Origin of the sequence: Streptomyces sp. NPDC005281 (genome assembly GCF_040607495.1) — a bacterium.
Classification (GTDB): Bacteria; Actinomycetota; Actinomycetes; order Streptomycetales; family Streptomycetaceae; genus Streptomyces.
Window position 1 is genome coordinate 222,761 of record NZ_JBEXGX010000012.1, and the last position, 20,004, is coordinate 242,764.

Here is a 20,004-nt window from a genome sequence, read left to right on the forward strand (position 1 = left end):
GAGGGCCCGCGGTGTCGGCCCCGCGGGAGAAAAGGGGCCCGGATCCGGGCGGCTGACCGGATTCCGGGGTGGACTCACGGCGGTGGGGGCGTCGTGGGCCGGTGCCGGCCGGCCTCGAACCACCCGGCCGAACGAACCACCGGACCGAACGAGCCACCGGGCTCGGCGCGTAGGCGCTCGGCGCGTCGGGGTTCGGCGCGTCGGCGCTCGGCCCGTCGGGGCTCGGCCCGTGCGAACTCGGTGCATCGAGGTTGGGCGCGGGCTGGCTCGGTGCGTACGAGCTCCTTGCGTCGGGGCTCGGTACGTGCGAGCTCGGTGCGTCGATGCTCGGCCGGTGCGAACTCGGTGCGTCGAGGCTCAGGGCTGGCCGGCTCGGGGCTTCCGGGTTCGGGGCGGGTGTGGTTCATGGGGCCTCGCAGGGCGGGGCGTGGGCCGAGGCTCGGGTGAGGGTGCGGGCCGCTTGGACGAAGAGGACGAGGGCGCCCGCCCCGCAGGCAAGGGCGGGCACGGCCCCGGGGCCCGCCGCTTCGGCCAGGCGCTCGACAGGGACGGCCAGGAACGAACAGCCGGGCAGGCGCGCGGCGAAGACGGTGGCGAGGGCGAGGGCCTCCGCCGCCCCGGCTCCGGCGAGCGCACGGCCCGGGACGTGGGTGAAGCCGCGTGCCGTGAGCAGCCGTGCGAGGAGGAGCAGTGCGCCGAGGGCACCGGCTCCGGCGTAGGCGGGCGGCTCGTCCAGTACCGTCCCGCACAGCGCGAGCAGCCCGCACAGCGCGGACACGAACAGGGCGAACGCCCCGAGGAGCAGAGGGCGCACGGAGGCGGCGAACTCCTCCAGGCCACGGCTCGCGCTCAGCCGGCGGCGGGCGCGGGCGGCGAAGAGGTGGGCGCACCAGGTCGCCGGGGCGCAGGCCAGGCAGAGGGCCAGCACGGGTGCGGTGGCCAGGGGCCAGGGGCCGTGCGGGCCGCCGTCCCTGGCGGCGCTCAGCAGCCCGTCTCCGACGAGGGCGTAGGCGATGAGCCAGCAGGTCCACGCGCGGGCGGCGCCCGTCGTGCGGCGCCGGGTGCTCAGGGGCCCGCGCCGGAAGGCGATGTGCAGGACCGGCGTCATGGCCAGGGCGCCGAACACGGCGACGGCCGAACGCGGTTGCCCGTCGGTGAGCCGCAGACCCACGACGACGGCCGCGCACAGGGCGCCCGGCGCCAGGGCGAGCGCCGCCCAATAGGCACGCGGGCCGGGGCGCCCCGGCCCGGGCTGGGTTCGGGGCGCTTCCTCCCCGTCGCGTGCCGCCCGGGCGTACATCTCCTCGGCGAGCGAGAAGACGTCCCGGTGCCGCAGACGCGCGGCGGTCCGGTCGGTGACCCCGTGCGCCTCCAGGCCCGCCGCGATCTCCAGGGGGTCCACGGCCCGTTCGCAGAGCTCGCGGTGCCGGTGCATGAGCGCCTTCACCGGATCCACCGCACCGCGCCGCCCGGCGGGCCGCTCCGGTTCGTTCCGGTTGCCGGCTCTCCGAGGGGCGCCCGCGTTCGCGCTGTCGATCGTCATGTGCCCTCCCCCACGGAGACGGGTACCGGCGTGGGCGGGGGCACGGTGGCGCGTACCGGTGCCCCCTCCGCCCAGCGCGGCCGGCGCTCGGTCAGGAAGCGGGTCTCGGTCCAGCGGCCGGGCACATGGGCCTCGGCGGGGGTGCCGAAGGGCAGCGGCTCCCCCTCGTCGTCGACGAGGACCCGGCGCACCGGGGAGTGCGAGACGATCTCCAGGTAAATGCCGTGAAATGCCGCGATGTTCTGCTCGACGGTGAAGAGTTCGAGGGCGCGGGCGCGGGCGGCCGCCCCGAGCCGCTCACCTCGCTCGGGGTCGCGCAGCAGCGCCACGCACGCCTCCGCGAGCGCCCGCGGGTTGCGCGGCGGGACCACCAGCCCCGTACCCCCGATGATCTCGACGACGGCGCCCACGTCCGTGGAGACGGTGGCCCGGCCGCAGAGCATGGCCTCGACCAGGCTGACCGGGAAGCCCTCCACGACGCTGGACAGGACGACCACGGCGCCGCAGGCGTAGGCCTCCGCGAGGTTCGGGATCTCGGGGCCGCCGATCTCCTCGAAGGAGACCGGGTTGTCGCCGACGGCGTGCGCGCCCTCCGCCTCGTCGGGGAAGAGCTGCGCGGCCAGCGCCTTGCAGTGGGCCAGATAGGTGGCCGCGTCCGGGTCCTCGGCGGGGGCGCCGACGATCCGCAGCCGGGTCCCCAGCTCGGCCTTGCGGATCTCGGCGAAGGAGTGCAGCAGGGAGATCAGGTCCTTGGCGGGCTCGACACGGCCGACCCACACCAGCGTGCCGGAGTCCGCGCACCGACTGCCCGGCACCGCCTCCCCGACGTCCGCGAAGCGCGCGGCCTCCATGCCCGGGTGGACGGTACGCAGTTTGGCGCGGTCGGCGCCGCAGCGCTCCTGCCAGCGGCGGGCGTGCGAGTTGCCGGGCGTGACGATCGTGGCCGCGCGGTAGACCTCGGTGGCGAGCCGGCCGTGGAAGGCGGCGAGCAACGCCCGTACGGCGGGAGCCTCTTCGAGGGTCGCGGCGGCGAGGTAGTGCGCCCGCAGGTGCACGCCGTATTCGGTGACCAGCAGCGGGACGCCGAGGAAGTGCCGGGCGAGGAGGCCGGGCAGCGCCGCCGCCCCGCCCGCCGCGGCGTGGCAGAGGTCCGCGGAGCCGAGCGCGTCGTCCTCGTACCAGTCCAGCGAGAGGGGGCGCAGGGTGCGCTCGATGTGCGCGGCGACGGCGAGCAGGTCGGGAACGCGCGCGGTGCGGGCCGTACGGAGTGCGCCGGGTGCGCGGCAGGCTCGTTCGAGGACGCGTACCGCGCTCTCGGAGCGCAGGGCACCGGCCAGTCCGCCCTCGTCCCTGGCGAGTTCGGCCAGTCCGTACAGGGCGCTGGCGAAACGGTCCGCCTCGGCGCCGGCGGAATCCGCCGGGTCCCCCGGAACTTCGGGGCTCCCAGCCTGCGGCCCCCCGCACACCGCCGCCGCCAGTTCCCCGTACGCCTCGGAGAACCGGCGTCGGGCCCGGCGCCCGTGCACCACCCCGTCGTCGTGCGCCGTCCACAGCGGTGCCGTGCGGACGCGGCCGACCTGGGGCGGCAGCCGGACCCAGCCCCGGTCCTCCTGGCGCTCGCTGCGGCTGAGCGCGTAGATGTCGAACTCGTGCTGCCCGAGCCCACGCACGAGCCGGTCGCACCAGAGTCCGGCATCACCGCTCACATACGGATAGCCACCCTCCGTAAGCAGTCCGATGCGCACGAGCACACCCCCGATCTCCCGCATGGGGAGCCGCCGTTGACCCGGCGGCTCGCAGCGGGACGAAGGTATGCGGACAAGGCGGTGGTACGACGGACGGTTGTCCGTCGTACCACCAGAAGGGGTGAACGGTCGTAACTTTCCCGCGCAGGCGGCGTTTTGCCGCGCTACGGGATCACGCGGGCGCGTTTCCGCGGGGTCCCGGCCCCCGGATCACGCCGGGGACAGCTCCTCGCGCTCCGCGCGGCGCCGTGCCGCGGCCTCCGGGTCGAGCGCCGGCACGGCGGCCAGCAGCTGCCGGGTGTACGGGTCGCGGGGGCGCTCGTAGACCTCGTCGGCGGGGCCGTACTCGACGAGCCGGCCGCGCCGCATGACCGCCACGTGGTCGCTGACCTGGCGTACCACCGCGAGATCGTGCGCCACGAACACGAGCGCGAGCCCGAGTTCCCGCTGGAGCTCGCCGAGCAGGGCGACCACCTGGGCCTGTGTGGTGACGTCGAGCGCGGAGACCGGCTCGTCGCACACGATCGCCCGGGGCTCGGCGGCCAGTGCCCGCGCGATGCCGACGCGCTGGCGCTGTCCGCCGCTGAACTCGTGCGGGTAGCGGTCGTAGTGCGCCCCGCCGAGTCCCACGCGCTCCAGCAGTTCCCTCACGCGTCGCCGGATCTGCCCGTCCTCCTGCCCCCCGCGCGCCCGCAGCGGGTCGGCGATGGACTCGCCCACGCTCCGCCGGGGGTTGAGGGACGACACAGGGTCCTGGAAGACCATCTGCACCGAGGGGCGGACGCCGGTCAGTTCGCGCCCCTCGTGTCGGACCACGCCGGCCGTGGGCTCCAGGAGTCCGACCAGCATCCTTCCCAGGGTCGTCTTCCCGCTGCCGCTCTCGCCGACGATGCCGAGGGTCTCGCCCCGGCGGACGGTCAGCGACACGTCGTCGACGGCCGCGATCCGGCGCTTGCCGCGCCCGAACTCCCGCCGGAGTCCGGCCGCTTCGAGGACGATGTCGTCCGGCCGGCCGTCCTCGACGGGTCCGGAGCCTTCGTCCCGCCCGGCACGCCCGGCCGGTCGGGGGGTGTCCACGCGGGGTACGGCGCCGAGCAGTTCGCGGGTGTACGGCTCCCGGGGTGCGCCGAGGACGGCGCCGACCGGGCCGTGCTCGACGGCGCGTCCGTGCCGCATCACCAGGATCTCGTCGACGCTCTCGGCGGCGACCCCGACGTCGTGGGTGACCAGCAGCAGGCCTGTACCGGTCTCCTGCCGCAGGATGTGCAGGAGGTCGAGGATCTGCGCCTGGACGGTCACGTCGAGGGCCGTGGTGGGCTCGTCGGCGATCAGGAGTTCCGGTTCGCAGACCAGGGCCATGGCGATGAGGGCGCGCTGGCGCATACCGCCGCTGAACTCGTGCGGGCGCGAGCGGGACCGGCGGGCCGCGTCGGGGATGCCTACGCGGTCCAGCACCCGCACCGCACGCGCGCGTGCCTCCCGACGGGAGGCCTTGGTGTGCACCCGGTACACCTCGGCGATCTGGTCGCCGACCGCGTAGTACGGGTCGAGGGAGGACAGCGGGTCCTGGAAGACCATGGCCGCCTTGCGGCCGCGCAGCCCGCGCAGTTCGTCCTCGGACGCCCGCCGGACGTCGACGCCGGCCACGCGGACCGTGCCGCCGACACGCGCTCCGGTGCCCCGGTGCAGCGCCAGCAGGGCCGACGCCACGGTGGACTTGCCCGAGCCGGACTCGCCGACCAGTCCCAGTGCGGCGCCCTTCTCCAGCCGGAAGGAAAGGCCGTCGACGGCGCGCAGGCCCCCGAAGTCGACGACGAGGTCGCTCACCTCGACCAGAGAAGTCGCGGAGGAGTCGTTCATGCCAGCACCACCCGTCGGTCGGCCACCGCGTACAGCACGTCCGCGACGGCGTTGGCGATGACCACGAAGAAGCCGATGACCAGGACCATGCCGACGACCACGGGAAGGTCGACGACGTTCACCGCGTGCACCAGTTCCTGGCCGATGCCGGGCAGCCCGAAGAGGGTCTCGGTGAGCACCGCGCCGCCGACCGCCGACCCGAAGGTGTTGGCGTTCAGCGCGATGATCGAGGCGAGCGCTCCCCGGACGGCGTGCCGTCCGATGATCGACCGCTCGCCCACGCCGTACGCCCGGAAGGTACGGATGTGGTCCTCGGCCAGCGTCTCCAGCATCGAGGCCCTGGTCAGCCGGGCGAACGCGGCGGCTTCGACGAGGGCGAGCGAGAGCCAGGGGAGCACCAGGTTCCACGCCCACTGTTCGGGGTCGTCGGTGAGGTTCACGTACTGCGGGAAGGGCAGCAGTTCCAGCTGGCCGCAGACGACGATCATCAGGATCAGGCCGATGACGAAGACGGGTGTCGCCGTGCCCGCGAGGGTGAGGCCGGTCAGCACCCGCTCGCTGAGCCGGCCGCGCCGCCAGGCGGAGAGCACGCCGGTGCCGACACCGAGCACGAGCCAGACGACCATCGCGCCGAGGACCAGCGACAGGCTGACCGGCAGCTTCGCCAGGATCAGCCGGGTGACCTGCTGGTCGGTCTGGTACGACAGCCCGAGGCAGGGCGCGGGGCAGTGCTGGACGGAGGTGCCGGTCGAGTAGTCCTGACCGGCGAGAAGGCCTTGGAGGAAGTGCCAGTAGCGCACGTACAGCGGGTCCCCGAGGTGCAACTGCTGGGCGACCTGGTGCACTTGGGCGGGCGAGCAGCGCGGCCCGCAGGTGATCTGGGCGACGTTGCCCGGGGTGGCGTAGAAGACGACGTAGACGATCACCGAGATGGCGAGGAGGGTGACCGCGGTGCCGAGGGTCCGGCGCAGGACGAACCCGCTGAAGCCGCTCATGCCGTGGCCTCCTTCTTTCCGTCGGCGGGCGCGCCCTGCGGGAGCGGCTCCGTTCCGGGCTCGCCCTGCCGGCCGGCTTCGTTCGTCCCGTCGCCGGGCTCGCTCTGCGGAAGCGGATCCGTTCCGGGCGCGACCTGCCGGGGCACGTCGCCCGTGGGGGTGTCCACGCTCGCGTCGGCCCTGGCCTCTCCCCTGCGGCCCGTGCCGACGCGCAGGCGGGAGGCCACGCGCGGGTCGAGGGCGGTGCGCACGCCGTCGCCGAGGACGGTCAGGGCGAGGACGGTGACGAACAGCGCGCCCGCGGGCAGCAGCAGGTACTGCGGCGCCGCCTGGTACCAGACGTCGGCGGCGGTCAGCATCTGCCCCCAGGACGGCGTCGGCGGCTTGACGCCGACGCCGAGGAAGGACAGGGCCGCCTCGACACCGATGTTCGCGGGCACGAGGAGCGCTGAGTACGTGATGAGCGGCGCCGCGAGGCCCGGAAGCAGATCGCGGCGGGCGATCCGCCAGGTGCTCCAGCCGCTGAGCCGCGCGGCGGCGACGTAGTCCAGCTGCTTGAGCGTGAGGGTCTGTGCGCGCACGATCTTCGCGAGGGTGCCCCAGGCGATCAGACCGATGACGAGGGCGACCAGGACGGGCCGCGGGAAGCTGCCGGGCACGACGGCCAGCAGCGCCAACGACATGATCATCAGCGGCAGGGCGACGATGATCTCGGTGATCCGGCTCAGCACCTGATCGACCCATCGGTTGCCGAGCGCCGCCGAGACGCCCACGACGACGGCGATCAGGACCTGTACCAAAGTCGCGGCGAGCGCGACGCCGAGGGAGACCCTGGCGCCGTAGACGAGGCGGGCGAACAGGTCGCGGCCGGTCTGGGGTTCGACGCCGAGCCAGTGGTCGGCGCCGATGCCGCCGAGCGCGCCGACGGGGACGCCGCCGCGCGCGGAGTCCACCAGCGAGGGGTGGTAGGTGGTGGGATCCTGGCCCTCGATCGCCGTGAGCAGCGGTGCGGCGAGCGCGATCAGGACGAGCAGCGCGACGACGGCCGCCGCGACAAGGGCGGCGCGCTGCGCACGCAGCCGCCGCCAGAACTGACGGGCCCCCGAGGCCCCCGCGACGGACGAGTCCGCCGCGGGGGCCGGGGAGGCGGGAAGTGCCTCGCTCACGGCGCTACTTCACCGCGACCTGGGAGATGTCCAGAACGCCGGTCCAGTCGCTGATCACGATGTTCTTGACGTCCTTGCCGTACAGACGCTTGTAGACGGGGTGGAACAGCGGCACGGTCAGTGCCTGCTCACCGATCTTCTTGTCCAGCGCACCCCAGCGCTTGGCCGCCTGGTCGAGGTCGGTCAACTTGTTGATCGCGTCGATCTCGTCATTGACCGACTTGTCGTCGAGGAAGCCGGTGTTGAAGTTGGCGCCGTCCTTGACGATCTGCCGGCCGTCGAAGATCGGGGCCAGGAAGGGACCGCCGGAGGGCCAGTCGGCACCCCAGTGGGCGAGGAAGAAGCCCGGCTCGGTCTTCGCGCCGTGGGTCTTGTCGCTGTAGTCGTTCTCCTCCAGGCCCTGGAGCTTGACGGTGATGCCGGCCTTCTTGAGCGCGTCCTGGATCGCCGTCGCGATCTCCGGGCTGGTCTCGAAGTCCTTGCTGTTGGAGTGGGTGAGCGTCACGGTCAGGCCGTTCTTGTAACCGGCCTCGGCCAGCACCTCCTTGGCCTTGGCCGCGTTGCCGGACGCGCCCGCCGGGAAGTGGTCGTACGGCGTGTAGCCGAAGGACTTCTGGTTCGGCAGGTAGGTCGTCGCGGGCTCGGCGAGCGAGGATCCGCCCGCGGCGTTGATCACCGAGCTGCGGTCGACGGCGTACGAGATCGCCTGGCGGACCTTCGGGTTGTCGAACGGCTTCACCTTCGGGTTGAAGGCGATGTAGTCGGTGTAGCCGAAGTGCCCGGTGCCGACGCGGGAGGCCAGCTCCTTGTCACCCGTCACCTTGGCGAGCTCGGCCGGGCCGAGGTTGGTGTCCGTGGTGACGGCGGCGGCGTCGGTGCCCTGGGAGGAGGACAGCCGCTGGTTGATCACGGAGGAGTCCAGGCCGGACCGTACGTCGATCCTGTCCGGGTACGCCTTGCGCTCGGCGTCGGTCGACGCGGACCAGTGCGTGTTGCGCTCCAGGGTGAGGCGCTCGCCGTCGTTCTCGTTCTTGACGACCTTGTACGGACCCGAGGAGACCGGGTGCTCCTCGTACTTCGTGCCGGTGTCCTTGGCCTTGGGGACGGGCGTGAACTGCGTCTGCGTGGCCAGGTAGGGGAACTCGCCCTCGGGCTTGTTCAGGTGGAAGACGATGGTCCGCGCGTCCGGCGTCTCGATCGAGTCGAGGCCCTTCTTGTCCTTGTAGGGCCCCTGGTAGCCGGCGCCGCCGATCAGCCAGTCCCGCAGGTAGGGCGCGCCGCCGGAGAGCTCGGCGGCGAAGGAACGCTCGATGCCGTACTTGATGTCGGCGGACGTGATCGACGTGCCGTCCTCGAACTTGAGGCCCGCCTTCAGGGTGTACGTCCACACGGTCGCGTTCTCGCTCGGGCGGCCGGTGTCCGTGGCGAGGTCGGGGACGACCTGGGCGCCGGCGGCCCCGTTCTCACGGTTGCGCGTGGTGAGCGTACGAAAGACGAGCGAGGGCACGTTGCCGCCGCCGGAGGTGTAGAGCCGCGCGGGGTCGAAGTCCTGCTGGGCGTTGGCGTTCAGGACGGTGAGCGTGCCGCCCTTGTGGGGCTGGGAGTCGCCACCGGAGCTCTTGGCATCGTTGTCCTTAGGCCCGCAGGCGGCGGCGCCCGCTGCCACGACCAGGCTGACGGATGCCGCGGCCACGCGGCGCGCTATGACGGACGGTTGACGCATCGGAAGACGACCTCTCGGATGACTCGAATACTGAGACGGAATGACACGGGGTGAGACGGGGGAGCGCGGAGCTCGCCCAGGGCGTCAGGCGTCGGTGTCCGACCGGACCGAAAGAGGCACAGGCACGCCGAACAGCGGAGGTTCGGGAGCGCACGGGAACAAGACGGGAAGGAAAGCGACGCACTCGCCGGGGGCGGGCGTCAGCAACAGTGAATGTCGGCCACGCAGAGCGCGGTCACGCCGAAGAGCGCCAGCTCAAGGGCGGCGCGAACGGAGGCGTGACGGGGTGACATGCGGAAAAATATGAACGATCTTTCGGCGCATGTCAACGCGGCCGGAGCGCTCCCCGTCGACTCCCCGTCAACTCCCCGGATAGGGCCAGGGGTTGGCCAGACAGTGGATTCCGTCATGGTCGAGGAACTTGGTCTGCTGCTGCATGACCGGGGCGAGATCGCCGTCCTTCTGGCAGGTGACGTGCCCGTGTCCGAGCCGGTGGCCGACCTCGTGATTGATCAGCATCTGGCGGTAGGCGTGAATCTTGTCGCCGAAACCGTAGGTCTCGGAGCCCTGGGCCCAGCGGTACGCGTTGATCATGACGCGCTCGGTGGACGCCGAGTCGCACGACACGTTGTCCTCCGTGGTGTCGAGCCCCGACTTGGCGCACCACTCGGCGGTGGTGCCGGGACTCGCCAGCGTGATGACGAAGTCCGGTTTGCCGGAATCGACCCGTTCGAAGGTGCGGGCGTCGCCATGGGCCCAGCTCCGCGTGTCGTTCAGGGTCTTCTGCACGGCGTCGGCGAAGAGAGCGCCGTCGAGACCGAGGCCCTGCTCGATGTCGACCCGGTAGGTGTACCTGTGTCCCTTGCCGGGCGCCTTGGCGAATCCGGGCACCACGTCGAACTTCCCCGAGCCCTTGAGCTTCGCCCCGAGCGGGTACGTCCTGGCCATCTGCTGGTCGTACGTCAGGGGCGCCGCGGCCACCTGCGGCTGCCCCGACTGGGTCGGCCTGCCGTCTCCGCGCGAGGCGGAGTCCTGGGCCGCCCGGCTGCCGCCGTCGGCGGCCTGCGTCCGGGCGTCGGCGTCGTGGCCTCCCGTGGCCATCTGTCCGGCCACGACGACGGCCAGCACGGTGGTGACGGCTGCCGCCGCGATGCCGGTGAACGCCCATCCCTTGCGGGCCTTGTTCTCGTCCTCGTCGCCGGTCTGCGGCAACGGCCGCTCACCGGTGTCGGCGGGCTCGGCATTCCGGTCCACCGACTCGTCGAAACCGGCGGCCCGGGTGCCGGCCGTCCGCGCCGCCGCACCGCCGCGAGGCCCGCGTGGGCCGCCGCTCTCCCGCTCGTCGAGGTCGAACGCGTCGACGTACGCCTGCCGGGGTCCCGTCACCGCCTGCCCGCGCTGCCGCGGCACTCGCGGCCCGGCGGGTGCGCCCTGAGGAGCCGCGCCGGCCCCGGACTCCCCCCAGCCGCCGCCCTGTTCACGCTGCTCGGGATGCCCGCCCCGCACCTGCGGCACCCCGCGCCCGGGGGTCCCGTCGGGAAGCCGGGGCGTGCCGTGAGCAGGGGTCCCATCAGGGAAACGAGGCGTTCCGTGCGCGGGAGTCCCGTCGAATGAACGCGGCACCCCACGCGCCGGGGTGCCGTCCTGGAAACGCGGGACGCCGTGCGCCGGGGTCCCGTCAGGGAAACGTGGCACCCCGCGCGCGGGAGTGCCGTCGGCCGCCCGCGGAAACCCGTGCGCCGGGGTCCCTTCGGCGAAACGCTGCGCACCTTGACCCGGGGGACCGCCCTGCACACGCGGGCCACCCTGAGCCGGAGTACCGCCCTGGAAACGGGGTACTCCGTGGGCCGGGGTGCCCTCGTGGAAACGCGGGACGCCGGGCGCCTGAGTTCCGTCGGGGACACGCCGCGGGCCTTGCTGCGGACTGCCCGCGGGCGGATAAGGATCGAGGGAGCCCGGTGGGCGGGTCGCCGCGTGGTGGGCGCCGTCCGGGCCCGGCGCCGGAGCGGGTGCCGCCTCCTCCGCCGGAACCGCTCGCGTCTGCGCGGCGTCCGTCCTGCCTGCCCGCCCCCGACGACTGTGTCGTCCCACTTCCCGCCTCAGCTCTCCGCGCCGACTGCAACCGAAGAGGTCGACTCTTCCAGGTCCGCAAGGAGTTCACGGAAGGCGGTGGCGACCGTCTCCGGATACTCCATCATCGCGACGTGCCCCGCGTCCGGCAGTGACAGCAGCCGGGAGTCGCGGAAGGCACGGGCCGCGCGCTGCGCCATACGGTAGCCGACAAGTTGGTCGCGGCCTCCGTAGACCAGGAGCGTGGGGGCGAGCACCCGTTCGGCCTGACGCCACAGTCCGTGCTGCCCGCCGAGTGTGTAGGCGTTCACCACCCCGCGCGCCGAACGCGCCATGGCGTCCCAGAAGTAGGGCAGGGCGAGCCGCCGCTCCATCTCGTCGACCGCATCACGGAACCCCTCGGGCGTCACGATGCCGGGATCGCCGTAACAGAGGGCCAGCACCCCACGTACGCGCTGCTCAGCGCTCCAGTCCTTCGTCAGTTTCGTGAACAGCCCCGCCACCCCCGGGAGGGCGAGGAGCGCGGTCGGCCAGGCGGTGCGCTGCGCGCGGATCTCGGGCAGCGCGGGGGACACCAGCGTGAGCGTCAGGACGAGATCCGGACGGACGGCCGCGACCCGTGTGGACACCGCGCCGCCGAGTGAATTGCCGAAAAGATGTACAGGACCGCGTCCGGACGCGTCGAGATGGCGGATGACCGCGCGCGCGTGTCCCGTGATCGAGTAGTCGCCGTCGTCCGGCGGCGGGGAGTCCCCGAAGCCCGGCAGGTCGAGGGCCTCGCCGTCCACGAGCCCGTCGAGCCGGGACATCAGTGCCGACCAGTTCTGCGAGGAACCGCCCAGACCGTGCACGTACAACGCCGGCGGCAGGCCGTCCCCGGTCGACGGTCTCGACCGGATCGTCAGGGTCATGCCCGGCAGCCCGACCGATCGCAGCCGCTCCCCCTCCGCGACCTTCACGGCGCCGACCCTCGGCATGACGGTGGCGGCCGGCGCGGAAGGGAGTTCGGTCGAAGACATGCCGCAATGTTACGAGACGATCACGCGGGGGCTCATGTGTTCGCCGTCACAGATCGCGGGCGGATCGCATAGCGTCCGGATCGCGCGTCTCCTAGGCTTCGAACGAGGGCACTCGTACGCATATCAGGAGCGCACCCGTACCCGTTCGGGAAGAGGAACCATGACAGTCGACCCGACAGACCCCGCAACGTTCGACGACCAGTTCCGGGAGATCCTCGACCCCGAGGCCCCGGAGGCCGACGCCGCCGAGCAGTCCGCCGAGCTGGACCCCGCGGACGACGTCGACCCGGAACCCCCGGGCGACCGCCTCAACGCCGACGACGCGGACCTGGCCGAGCAGGCCCGCGTCGTCCGGCTGAACGAGGACGACTACAGGTGATCCGACACCGCTGATCAAGGCCCCCCGCGGCGGCCGGGTGCCCATCTCGTCCCCTTCCGCACACTGTGCGCCCTCCCGGTCGGGTCCGGTCCGTGAAATTCTGCGCTCGCACCGCGCACAGCAGGGTTACCGAAAAGTACGATGGCGGCGCGGCGCACACCGCACGTGGACAACTTTGGGAGGCGGCGTGACAGCCATCGAGCAGACAGAGGCAGCACGCCCGCGGGGCACTCGCCTGCCGCGCCGTGCCCGGCGCAACCAGCTTCTCGGCGCCGCCCAGGAAGTTTTCGTTGCGCAGGGATACCACTCGGCCGCCATGGACGACATCGCCGAACGCGCGGGCGTCAGCAAGCCGGTTCTCTACCAGCACTTCCCGGGCAAGCTCGATCTGTATCTGGCCCTGCTCGACCAGCACTGCGAGTCCCTGCTCATGGCGGTACGGGCGGCGCTCGCGTCGACCTCGGACAACAAGCTGCGCGTCCGCGCCACGATGGACGCGTACTTCGCGTACGTGGAGGACGACGGCGGCGCGTTCCGGCTGGTCTTCGAGTCGGACCTGACAAACGAGCCGGCGGTGCGCGAGCGTGTCGACAAGGTGACACACGAGTGCGCCGAGGCGATCTGCGACGTCATCGCGGAGGACACGGGTCTCTCCCGCGCCGAGTCGATGCTGCTCGCCTCGGGCCTCGGCGGGCTGGCCCAGGTGGTGGCCCGTTCCTGGCTGCACAGCGACCGCAGCGTGCCGCGCGACCAGGCGGTCCAGCTGCTGACCTCGCTCGCCTGGCGGGGCATCGCGGGTTTCCCACTGCACGGCACCGACCAGAACTGATCCGCCGGTCACCGGACCAGCGGAACACCGACGCCGTGGAAGCGGCCGGGGGCGCGCCCCCGGCCGCTTCCTTGTTCCCGTCGGCCGCTTCTTTGTTCCCGTCGGCTGTTCGCTCCTGGCGTTCCCGGGCGGAGCGTGCGCGTCCCCTCGCCGGGCTAATGTGTGCTGCGTACGGCGCGTACGAACGCGCACATGACTGACCGTCGGAGGGACAAAGCCGTGGAGGTCAAGATCGGCGTGCAGCACGCGCCCCGCGAGATCGTTCTGGAGAGCGGTCAGACCCCGGAAGAGGTCGAGCGCGCGGTGTCCGAGGCGCTGGCCGGCAAGTCGCAGCTGCTGAGCCTCGTGGACGACCACGGCCGCAAGGTCCTGGTTCCGGCCGACCGGCTGGCGTACGTGGAGCTCGGCGAGCCCACGCAGCGCAAGGTCGGCTTCAGCGCTCTGTAGAGCGACTGGGCGACGAAGCGGTACGGGAAGGGCCCGGTGACACTGTCACCGGGCCCTTCCCGTACCGCGTGCTCGCACATGTTCGTACGTGTTCGTACGTGTTCGTACGGGCGCCTGCCGGCCGGGTGCTCCGGGCCGCCGTCCCGTGCGCCCCGCACCTGCGCGGACGCAGATGGAGCACATGCCGGGCGCTGAGGAGGATTGCGTTCCGAACGTCAGGGGTAGGACCGGCTACGACCGATTTGCACCGGCCGTGCGGGAGGGACCCCACCATGTTCTTGGAAGTGCTCGGCTCCGCACTGCTCGGTGTCGCGCTGGCGTGGGCGGCCTCGTACCGCCTGCCCCACCGCCTGCCGGCGCGCAGCCTGGTGATGTCGACCGGCGTGGCGGGAGCCCTGTTCGGTGCCTTCCTGACGCACACGGCGCTGGGCTCCGGCCACTTCCTGGCCATCCTTCTCGGTGCGGTGGCCGTCTCGGCGGCGCTGCTGTCGCTGCTGCTGCGCCCCGAGGAGCGGTTTCGGCGCCGCTCCGCGACGGCGTAGGCCGCTGCGAAGGTCCCGCTCCCGCGACCGTGAACCACGCCCGTAGACGGCGTGGTCCTCAGGTCACCGGCGCGCAGGAGTTCCCGGCTCGACAGGTCTCCGGCAGGCGGGAGTTCCCGGCTCGCTAGGCGGCGAGGCCCAGTGCGGCCATCCGCTTGGTGTGCGCCTCGGTGATCCGGGAGAACATCCGGCCGACCTCCGCGAGATCGAATCCGTCCGCCACACCGCCCACCAGCATCGTCGACAGCGCGTCACGGTCGGCGACCACGCGCTGCGACTGGGAAAGCGCCTCGCCCATCAGCCGTCGCGCCCACAGCGCGAGCCGGCCGCCCACACGCGGGTCGGCGTCGATCGCGGCGCGGACCTTCTCGATGGCGAAACCGGCGTGACCGGTGTCGTCGAGGACGCCGAGGACGAGTCCGCGGGTGTCCGAGTCGAGGCGGGCCGCGACCTCACGGTAGAAGTCACTGGCGATCGAGTCGCCGACGTAGGCCTTGACGAGACCCTCCAGCCAGTCCGAGGGAGCCGTCTGCCGGTGGAAGCCGTCGAGCGCGGCGACGAAGGGCTCCATCGCCTCCGTCGGCTCCGCGCCGACCGAGGAGAGCCGGTCCCGCAGTTGCTCGAAGTGGTGGAACTCGGCGGACGCCATCTTCGCCAGTTCCGCCTTGTCGCTGAGCGTGGGCGCGAGCTTGGCGTCCTCCGCGAGCCGCTCGAACGCCGCGAGCTCGCCGTACGCGAGCGCTCCGAGCAGGTCCACGACCGCGGCGCGGTACTGGGGCTGGGCCGAGGCCGTCTCCCAGCTCTGCGCCGCGACCCCGGTGGCCGCGGGGGCGGTGTCGGCGGTGGCCTCGGCGGGCTTCTCAGCGGCGTTGTCAGGCGTCGTCATGAAGCGCACAATAGCCCGCTCACAGCACGAGGGAAGTCCCTGGTCAACCAGTGCGACGACGACTACGTGACCAAATCGGCCATCGCATGTGCGCGAATCCGGGGTATGGTGGTAATGCGCCCGGCGAGTGATTCGACGGGCCGCACGAATGAGGATGCCCGGTCGGTGGCCCGATCGGCTCCGACCCGACAGCCCTCCTCGTCGGTACGGCACATTGCGTACGGCATCCGGAGGGAACCCTCAGCGGCACGAGAGCTCGAGCGTCGGCAGTGGTCCCATGCCAGCCGGCCCGCCCGTAAAGAGCGGCCGACGTCCCCGGCACGGTCCCGACACGACCCCCGCGTTCGCCTCGTACCGCGTACACAGAAGAGGCAGCACCCTGACTACGACTTTCCGAGACCTCGGAATCCTCCCTGAGACCGCCGAAGCCCTTGAGGCCGTCGGCATTGTCAACCCCTTCCCCATCCAGGAGATGACGCTCCCGGTCGCCCTCTCCGGCAGCGACGTCATCGGCCAGGCCAAGACCGGCACCGGCAAGACGCTGGGCTTCGGCCTCCCGCTCCTGGAGCGCGTCACCGTCCCCGCGGACGTCGAGGCAGGCCGGGCCAAGCCCGAGCAGCTCACCGACGCGCCGCAGGCCCTCGTCGTCGTCCCGACGCGCGAGCTGTGCACCCAGGTGACCAACGACCTGCTGACCGCCGGAAAGGTCCGCAACGTACGCGTTCTGGCCATCTACGGCGGCCGGGCGTACGAGCCCCAGGTGGAGGCCCTGAAGAAGGGCGTCGACGTCATCGTCGGCACCCCGGGGCGACTGCTGGACCTGGCGGGCCAGAAGAAGCTCAACCTCAAGCACATCAAGGCGCTCGTCCTCGACGAGGCCGACGAGATGCTCGACCTGGGCTTCCTGCCCGACGTCGAGAAGATCATGAACATGCTGCCGGCCCGCCGTCAGACGATGCTGTTCTCGGCGACCATGCCGGGCGCGGTCATCGGTCTCGCGCGCCGCTACATGTCGCAGCCCACGCACATCCGCGCCTCCGAGCCGGACGACTCGGGCGCGACGGTCGCGAACACCGCGCAGTTCATCTACCGCGCCCACAACATGGACAAGCCCGAGATGGTCTCGCGCATACTGCAGGCCGACGGCCGCGGTCTCGTGATGATCTTCTGCCGCACCAAGCGGACGGCGGCGGACCTCGCCGACCAGCTCCAGCAGCGTGGCTTCGCCTCCGGCGCGGTCCACGGCGACCTCGGGCAGGGCGCCCGCGAGCAGGCGCTGCGCGCGTTCCGCAACGGCAAGGTCGACGTTCTCGTCTGCACCGACGTCGCGGCCCGCGGTATCGATGTCGAGGGTGTCACCCACGTCATCAACTACCAGTCCCCCGAGGACGAGAAGACGTACCTGCACCGCATCGGCCGCACCGGCCGCGCGGGCGCCAAGGGCATCGCGATCACCCTCGTCGACTGGGACGACATCCCGCGCTGGCAGCTCATCAACAAGGCGCTGGACCTCGGCTTCGGCAACCCGCCGGAGACGTACTCCACGTCCCCGCACCTCTTCGAGGAGCTGAGCATCCCGGCCGGCACCAAGGGTGTCCTGCCGCGTTCCGAGCGCACCCGCGCCGGGCTCGCGGCCGAGGCCGTCGAGGACCTGGGCGAGACCGGTGGCCGTGGTGGCCCGCGCGGCCGCGGTGGCCGTTCGGCCGCGCCGGCGCCCGTCGAGCGTGAGCGCGCGCCGCGCACTCCGCGTCAGCGCCGCCGCACGCGCAACGGCGCCGCCGCGGACGAGACGCCCGCGACCACGGCCGCTCCGGCGGCCACGGAGTCGCCCGCGTCCGTCGAGGCCACCGAGCCCCGCACCCCGCGCCGCCGCCGGCGTACCCGCAGTGGAGCGGGCGAGCCCGTGGCAGCCGTCGCCGCTCCCGTGACCGAGGCCGCCGAAGCCGCGGTGGCGACGGCGGAGGGTGTCACCGACGAGCCGGCCGCGCCGCGCCGTCGCCGGACCCGCAAGACCGCCGCCGAGACGGCGGAGGCCGTGGTGACCGCCGCCGAGGCCGTGGTCGAGAGCGCCGCCGTCGAGGCCGTCGCCGAGGCCCCGGCCCGCCGACGTACCCGCAAGGCCGTCGAGACGACGCCCGAGGCCGGGACGGTCGCCGAGGTCACCGCCGAGGCGGCGGAGGCCAAGCCCGCCGCGCGCCGACGCACCCGCAAGGCCGCGGAGGCCGTCGTCGACACGGTCGAGGCCGCCGCGACCGAGATCGCCGAAGCCGCCGAGACGGTCACCAAGCCCCGGCGCAGCCGCGCCAAGGCCGCGACCACCGACACGGCCGCCGAAGCGACCGAGGCGACCGAGGCCAAGCCCGTCCGCCGCCGGACCCGCAAGGCCGTCGCCGACGCCGAGATCCCGGCCCAGGCCGCCGAGGCGACGGAGGCCAAGCCCGCCGCGCGCCGACGCACCCGCAAGGCCGCGGAGGCTGTCGTCGACACGGTCGAGGCCGCCGCGACCGAGATCGCCGAAGCCGCCGAGACGGTCACCAAGCCCCGGCGCAGCCGCGCCAAGGCCGCGACCACCGACACGGCCGCCGAAGCGACCGAAGCGACCGAGGCCAAGCCCGTCCGCCGCCGGACCCGCAAGGCCGTCGCCGACGCCGAGATCCCGGCCCAGGCCGCCGAGGCGACGGAGGCCAAGCCCGCCGCCCGCCGACGCACCCGCAAGGCGGTCGCCACGGAGCCCACGGAGAGCTGATCTACCGCCCGACGGCCCGGTCCCCCATCCGGTGGGGCCGGGCCGTCGGCGTTTCGCGCGCCCGCGGACCGCCCGATGACCCGCGCCCGACTTCACCGGGCACCGGCCCGGGAGCCACGCACCCGTCGAGCGGCTGTCGCCGACGCCCGATAGCCTCCTGCGCATGAGCAGGCCTTATACCTTCCTTCCGCCCGCCGGTGTCCGCGCGTACCGGTTGTCCACCGCGCGCGGCGAGTTCGCCGTGCTCGACGCCGCACCGGAGGGACGGCCCAGGGGGACCGCGCTGCTGCTGCCGGGGTTCACCGGGAGCAAGGAGGACTTCATCGCACTGCACGTGCCGCTGGCCGCCGCGGGCTACCGGACGGTGGCCGTGGACGGGCGCGGTCAGTTCGAGACCGGCGGGCCGCGGGACGACGAATCGGCCTACGCGCAGAGCGAGTTGGCGCGGGACGTACTCGCCCAGGCCGCCGCCGTCGGTGCTCCGGTGCACCTCGTGGGGCACTCGCTCGGCGGCCAGATCGCGCGCGCGGCCGTGCTCGCCGACCCGTCGCCGTTCGTGTCCCTGACGCTCATGGCCTCCGGCCCCGCGCAGATCTCCGAGTCCCAGCAGCAGCGCGTGAAGCTGCTGCGGGACGCGCTGGCCGTGATGGGCATGGCCGAGGTGTGGGAGGCGATCCAGGCGATGGAGCCGCCGGAGGAGACCGACACGGGCGGGCTGGACGCGGGTCTGAGCGACCTCGCCGACCTCCGCCGCCGCTGGCTCGGCAACAGTCCCGCCCAGCTCGTCGCCACGGGCCGCCAGCTCTGTGACGAGCCCGACCGGGTCGCCGAACTGGCCGCCGTCCCCCTCCCGAAGCACGTGATATCCGGCCAGCACGACGACACCTGGCCGGTGTCCCTGCTGGACACGATGGCCGTACGACTGGACGCGCGCCGCACGGTCGTCGAAGGGGCGGAGCACTCCCCCAACGCCGACCAGCCCCTGGAGACCGCCCGCGCCCTGGCCGGATTCTGGGACGGCACGCGACCGGCGAACACTCCGGACGGGCCCGAGCCCCGCGGGGCCTAAGGGCTGTCCCAGTACTGCCCCCGTACTACGCCAGTACTTCCCTAGTACTGCGCCTGAAGGTGCTCCCAGAAGCCGTCGCGCAGTGCGCGGCGCAGGTCCGACTGCCCGCGCAGGGAGTACTGGAGCAGGCCCTCGGCCTCGACCAGCAGGTCTTGGTCGACCGAGCCGGGGAGATACGGGTGCCCGGGAAGCAGCTCGGCCAGGGATTCCCGGCCGCGTGCGGCGAGCCACTTCGCGGCGATCTGGGCGCCCACGAAGCGCACGTCGTCCCGGGTGGGCCGGACCGCCGCCGTCGGGTCGTACGACTGGGCGGTGCGCCGGGCCACGTACGGCTTGAAGAATTCGAGGTCGAGCGTGCGCTGGCTGTCGACCTCCCAGAGCAGCGGCTCGGCCTGGTTGCCGCCCTCGGGCGCTTCGATGCCCCAGAGATGGACCCGGGCGCCGTAGCCCTGGGCCGCCTCGACGGCGGAGACGAGGTCCTCGTCGCCGCCGAGCAGGGCTGCGTCACTGATGGCGCGGTGCCGGGCGAGGGACTCCAGGTCCGAGCGGATCAGTGAATCGACGCCCTTCTGCTGATTGTTGGCGTTCAGATTACCCAACCGGACCTTCACGTCAGGGAGTTCGGCGATGGACTGCTGCTCCGCGGTGTGGATGCGGCGTCGCGCGCCGTCGTACCAGTAGACGCGCAGCAGCCGGCTGTCGGCGAAGATCGTGCGGGCCCGGTCGATGAGCGCCTCGATGAGGCCCTCGGTGTCCAGGTCGAAGGAACGGCGGTCCTCCGTGCCGGCGACGAGGCGCCCCGCGGCCGCGTACAGATATCCGGCGTCCACGAAGATCGCGTGAGTGGAGGGGGTCTTCGCGACCTCGGCGAGCATGCGCTGAAGCAGCTCGTTCGTACGGTCTATGCGGGCGGCGAGGGCCGCGTGGTCGTCGTTCATCACTTCCATTGTCCCGGCGGTCACGCTGCGAACACAACCGGCGCCGT

Annotated in this window: 17 protein-coding genes; 6 read left to right on the top strand and 11 right to left on the bottom strand. The window is 72.6% G+C overall.

Annotated features, from left to right (window positions below):
• Positions 1–403 precede the first annotated feature (403 nt).
• The 9 genes from ABZV42_RS19175 to ABZV42_RS19215 form a co-directional block, all read right to left on the bottom strand.
• Positions 404–1,543 carry a hypothetical protein gene (locus ABZV42_RS19175; RefSeq protein ID WP_356052809.1) on the bottom strand — a complete coding sequence of 380 codons (1,140 nt, stop codon included), beginning with the start codon at positions 1,541–1,543 and terminating at the stop codon, positions 404–406.
• A complete protein-coding gene (locus tag ABZV42_RS19180) occupies positions 1,540–3,312 on the bottom strand; it encodes a DUF3492 domain-containing protein (RefSeq protein ID WP_356052811.1) in 1,773 nt (590 codons plus the stop codon). Before ABZV42_RS19180 ends, ABZV42_RS19175 begins: the two co-directional genes overlap by 4 nt.
• 186 nt (positions 3,313–3,498) lie before the next feature.
• Positions 3,499–5,148 (bottom strand): ABC transporter ATP-binding protein, encoded by a 1,650-nt coding sequence (locus tag ABZV42_RS19185; RefSeq protein WP_356052813.1) that lies wholly within the window; start codon positions 5,146–5,148, stop codon positions 3,499–3,501.
• The gene (locus ABZV42_RS19190) at positions 5,145–6,143 is read right to left on the bottom strand and encodes an ABC transporter permease (RefSeq protein ID WP_356052815.1); all 999 of its coding nucleotides are present in this window, start codon (positions 6,141–6,143) and stop codon (positions 5,145–5,147) included. Before ABZV42_RS19190 ends, ABZV42_RS19185 begins: the two co-directional genes overlap by 4 nt.
• Positions 6,140–7,309, bottom strand: a complete 1,170-nt coding sequence (locus ABZV42_RS19195) for an ABC transporter permease subunit (protein WP_356052817.1) — start codon at positions 7,307–7,309, stop codon at positions 6,140–6,142. Before ABZV42_RS19195 ends, ABZV42_RS19190 begins: the two co-directional genes overlap by 4 nt.
• A gap of 4 nt (positions 7,310–7,313) precedes the next feature.
• Positions 7,314–9,032 carry an ABC transporter substrate-binding protein gene (locus ABZV42_RS19200; protein ID WP_356052819.1) on the bottom strand — a complete coding sequence of 573 codons (1,719 nt, stop codon included), beginning with the start codon at positions 9,030–9,032 and terminating at the stop codon, positions 7,314–7,316.
• A 200-nt stretch (positions 9,033–9,232) separates the two neighbouring features.
• Entirely contained in the window at positions 9,233–9,325 is a 93-nt protein-coding gene (locus ABZV42_RS19205; protein ID WP_328553587.1) for an Ms4533A family Cys-rich leader peptide, read from the bottom strand.
• Between the two features lie 67 nt (positions 9,326–9,392).
• On the bottom strand, positions 9,393–11,123 hold the full coding sequence (locus tag ABZV42_RS19210) for a DUF3152 domain-containing protein (protein WP_356052821.1): 1,731 nt from the start codon (positions 11,121–11,123) through the stop codon (positions 9,393–9,395).
• Between the two features lie 8 nt (positions 11,124–11,131).
• Positions 11,132–12,121: an alpha/beta hydrolase gene (locus tag ABZV42_RS19215; protein ID WP_355985243.1), complete on the bottom strand. Its 990-nt coding sequence runs from the start codon at positions 12,119–12,121 to the stop codon at positions 11,132–11,134.
• A gap of 160 nt (positions 12,122–12,281) precedes the next feature.
• Between ABZV42_RS19215 and ABZV42_RS19220 the strand changes: the two genes are divergently transcribed.
• The 4 genes from ABZV42_RS19220 to ABZV42_RS19235 all read left to right on the top strand — a co-directional run bounded on the left by ABZV42_RS19220 (position 12,282) and on the right by ABZV42_RS19235 (position 14,318).
• A complete protein-coding gene (locus tag ABZV42_RS19220; protein WP_356052823.1) occupies positions 12,282–12,500 on the top strand; it encodes a hypothetical protein in 219 nt (72 codons plus the stop codon).
• A gap of 187 nt (positions 12,501–12,687) precedes the next feature.
• On the top strand, positions 12,688–13,329 hold the full coding sequence (locus ABZV42_RS19225; protein WP_355985238.1) for a TetR/AcrR family transcriptional regulator: 642 nt from the start codon (positions 12,688–12,690) through the stop codon (positions 13,327–13,329).
• A gap of 219 nt (positions 13,330–13,548) precedes the next feature.
• Entirely contained in the window at positions 13,549–13,776 is a 228-nt protein-coding gene (locus ABZV42_RS19230) for a DUF3107 domain-containing protein (RefSeq protein WP_028801993.1), read from the top strand.
• Positions 13,777–14,048: 272 nt separating this feature from the next.
• The gene (locus ABZV42_RS19235) at positions 14,049–14,318 is read left to right on the top strand and encodes a hypothetical protein (RefSeq protein ID WP_355985903.1); all 270 of its coding nucleotides are present in this window, start codon (positions 14,049–14,051) and stop codon (positions 14,316–14,318) included.
• 124 nt (positions 14,319–14,442) lie between these two features.
• Here the strand turns inward: ABZV42_RS19235 and ABZV42_RS19240 are convergent, their stop codons facing one another.
• Complete coding sequence (locus ABZV42_RS19240) at positions 14,443–15,204, bottom strand: ferritin-like fold-containing protein (protein ID WP_355985902.1); 762 nt, start codon at positions 15,202–15,204, stop codon at positions 14,443–14,445.
• Positions 15,205–15,676: 472 nt separating this feature from the next.
• Between ABZV42_RS19240 and ABZV42_RS19245 the strand changes: the two genes are divergently transcribed.
• Positions 15,677–17,950, top strand: coding sequence for a DEAD/DEAH box helicase (locus ABZV42_RS19245; RefSeq protein WP_356052825.1), 2,274 nt, complete (start codon positions 15,677–15,679; stop codon positions 17,948–17,950).
• 163 nt (positions 17,951–18,113) lie between these two features.
• The gene (locus ABZV42_RS19250) at positions 18,114–19,019 is read left to right on the top strand and encodes an alpha/beta hydrolase (protein ID WP_355985897.1); all 906 of its coding nucleotides are present in this window, start codon (positions 18,114–18,116) and stop codon (positions 19,017–19,019) included.
• Between the two features lie 41 nt (positions 19,020–19,060).
• Here ABZV42_RS19250 and ABZV42_RS19255 read toward each other — a convergent pair whose 3' ends face one another.
• Entirely contained in the window at positions 19,061–19,957 is an 897-nt protein-coding gene (locus tag ABZV42_RS19255; RefSeq protein ID WP_355985894.1) for an NYN domain-containing protein, read from the bottom strand.
• Positions 19,958–20,004: the final 47 nt, after the last annotated feature.

Bases quoted from the DNA above. Each gene is read 5' to 3' on its own strand.
- ABZV42_RS19175 (WP_356052809.1), bottom strand. From the start codon at position 1,543: ATGACGATCGACAGCGCGAACGCGGGCGCCCCTCGGAGAGCCGGCAAC.
- ABZV42_RS19180 (WP_356052811.1), bottom strand. From the start codon at position 3,312: ATGCGGGAGATCGGGGGTGTGCTCGTGCGCATCGGACTGCTTACGGAG.
- ABZV42_RS19185 (WP_356052813.1), bottom strand. From the start codon at position 5,148: ATGAACGACTCCTCCGCGACTTCTCTGGTCGAGGTGAGCGACCTCGTC.
- ABZV42_RS19190 (WP_356052815.1), bottom strand. From the start codon at position 6,143: ATGAGCGGCTTCAGCGGGTTCGTCCTGCGCCGGACCCTCGGCACCGCG.
- ABZV42_RS19200 (WP_356052819.1), bottom strand. From the start codon at position 9,032: ATGCGTCAACCGTCCGTCATAGCGCGCCGCGTGGCCGCGGCATCCGTC.
- ABZV42_RS19205 (WP_328553587.1), bottom strand. From the start codon at position 9,325: ATGTCACCCCGTCACGCCTCCGTTCGCGCCGCCCTTGAGCTGGCGCTC.
- ABZV42_RS19215 (WP_355985243.1), bottom strand. From the start codon at position 12,121: ATGTCTTCGACCGAACTCCCTTCCGCGCCGGCCGCCACCGTCATGCCG.
- ABZV42_RS19220 (WP_356052823.1), top strand. From the start codon at position 12,282: ATGACAGTCGACCCGACAGACCCCGCAACGTTCGACGACCAGTTCCGG.
- ABZV42_RS19235 (WP_355985903.1), top strand. From the start codon at position 14,049: ATGTTCTTGGAAGTGCTCGGCTCCGCACTGCTCGGTGTCGCGCTGGCG.
- ABZV42_RS19240 (WP_355985902.1), bottom strand. From the start codon at position 15,204: ATGACGACGCCTGACAACGCCGCTGAGAAGCCCGCCGAGGCCACCGCC.
- ABZV42_RS19245 (WP_356052825.1), top strand. From the start codon at position 15,677: ATGACGCTCCCGGTCGCCCTCTCCGGCAGCGACGTCATCGGCCAGGCC.
- ABZV42_RS19250 (WP_355985897.1), top strand. From the start codon at position 18,114: ATGAGCAGGCCTTATACCTTCCTTCCGCCCGCCGGTGTCCGCGCGTAC.
- ABZV42_RS19255 (WP_355985894.1), bottom strand. From the start codon at position 19,957: ATGAACGACGACCACGCGGCCCTCGCCGCCCGCATAGACCGTACGAAC.